The 1,322-nt window shown below is 71.4% G+C and carries 1 protein-coding gene; it reads right to left on the bottom strand.

Annotated elements, in window-relative coordinates; translation table 11 throughout:
* Window positions 1-19: 19 nt before the first annotated feature.
* Window positions 20-1,322 (bottom strand): IS1380 family transposase (locus ACGFU7_RS48180; RefSeq protein WP_393705162.1); only part of this gene is annotated, 1,303 nt, incomplete at its 5' end.

Consider the following 1,322-nt stretch of genomic DNA (forward strand, 5'->3'; position numbering starts at 1 on the left):
GGTGGGCGGGGACGGCGAGTCAGCTGGCGGGGCGGGGCAGTGCGGCCAGGCGGTGGAATGCGGCCGTGAGCTCATGTCGCCAGGGCCGGGTCGCCGATATCCGAAGGTGGAGGCGGCGGCTGCCCCGGGTGATCCGGGCGGCGACGTGCAGGAGCCGGTAGCGGAGTTTCTTGGGTTCGGCAGCCGAGAGTTCGCCGTCCAGAAGGAGGACGCGGGTCCAGGCCAGGAGGTCGATCGCCGCGAGGCTGAGTTCGAGCCGGGCGGCGTTGACCGGGAAGCGGCGGGAGGGGAATCGGCCGAAGCCGGTGGTCTTGCCGCACCGGATGTGGTCTTCGACAGTGGCGTGTCCGCGGTGGCGGACCTCCAGGAACTGGGCCGGTCCGGAGGTGGTCGGGGTGTCGGTGAGGAATACCTGGTGCCGCATGCTCTCGTCCCGGTCGAAGAGCGAGAGCTGGGCTCCGGGGTGGGGACGTTCACGGCGGACGATGATGCGGGTGCCGGCCGGGCAGCCGGCAAGGTCGGTCATGCCGGTCAGCTCGGCGACCTCAGCGGATTCGCGGAGGGTGCCGTCCTGGTCCAGGGCAGGATGCCAGACCTGCTCGGGCAGGGCCCGGATCGCGCGGCGGACCGGTTCGGTGACTGCGTATCCGACCGGGAAGAAGGTGCGGATTCCGTGTGTTCGCGGGTCTCGGACGTGGGTGGGGAAGACCTTCGCGGATCCGGCGCTGTCGGTGCGGACAAGGATGTCGGTGCCGTGCCGGTGGGCGTCGGGGATCTGGGCGAGAGCGTCGTCCAGTACCGCGATGTGGTCCGCGGCGGTGTTGGCTCCGGCGTTCCCGGGCCGCAGCCGCCCGGACATGCCCTCGCCGGTGTTGGCCGGGAAACAGACCGGAGGATGGAAGCCGAAGCCGCCTTTGTAGGTGGGTGCGGCCGCCTCCTTCTCACAGTGGCAGGTGATCAGCGTGGCGTCGATGTCCAGGACCAGGCCGGGCAGTTCCTGTCCGCCGGCTTTCGCCGCCGGTATGCCGCAGCGGGTCTCGGCGGCCTGCAGCCAGGCCGCTTCCCGGGCCTGGGCGCGGGCCGAGCGCAGGCGGTCCAGTACGCGTTCGTCGACGCCGGCCAGCAGTCGCCAGGTAGTCGGTGTCGAGGCGACCGGGCCGAACACATCGCCCTGGTCGCGCAGCACAGCCAGATCCGTGATGGTCCCGCCGCCGTCAGCGAGCATCACCGCGAGGCCGGTCGCGATCCTGCCTGGGTCATGGCCGGTGCCACGTGGCCGAAGCGGCCTCAGCGCGGTGGAGTACGCGCTGGTCAGTCCGGTG

It is taken from the genome of Streptomyces sp. NPDC048473 (genome assembly GCF_043200155.1).
In the GTDB taxonomy this organism is placed as follows: Bacteria; Actinomycetota; Actinomycetes; order Streptomycetales; family Streptomycetaceae; genus Streptomyces.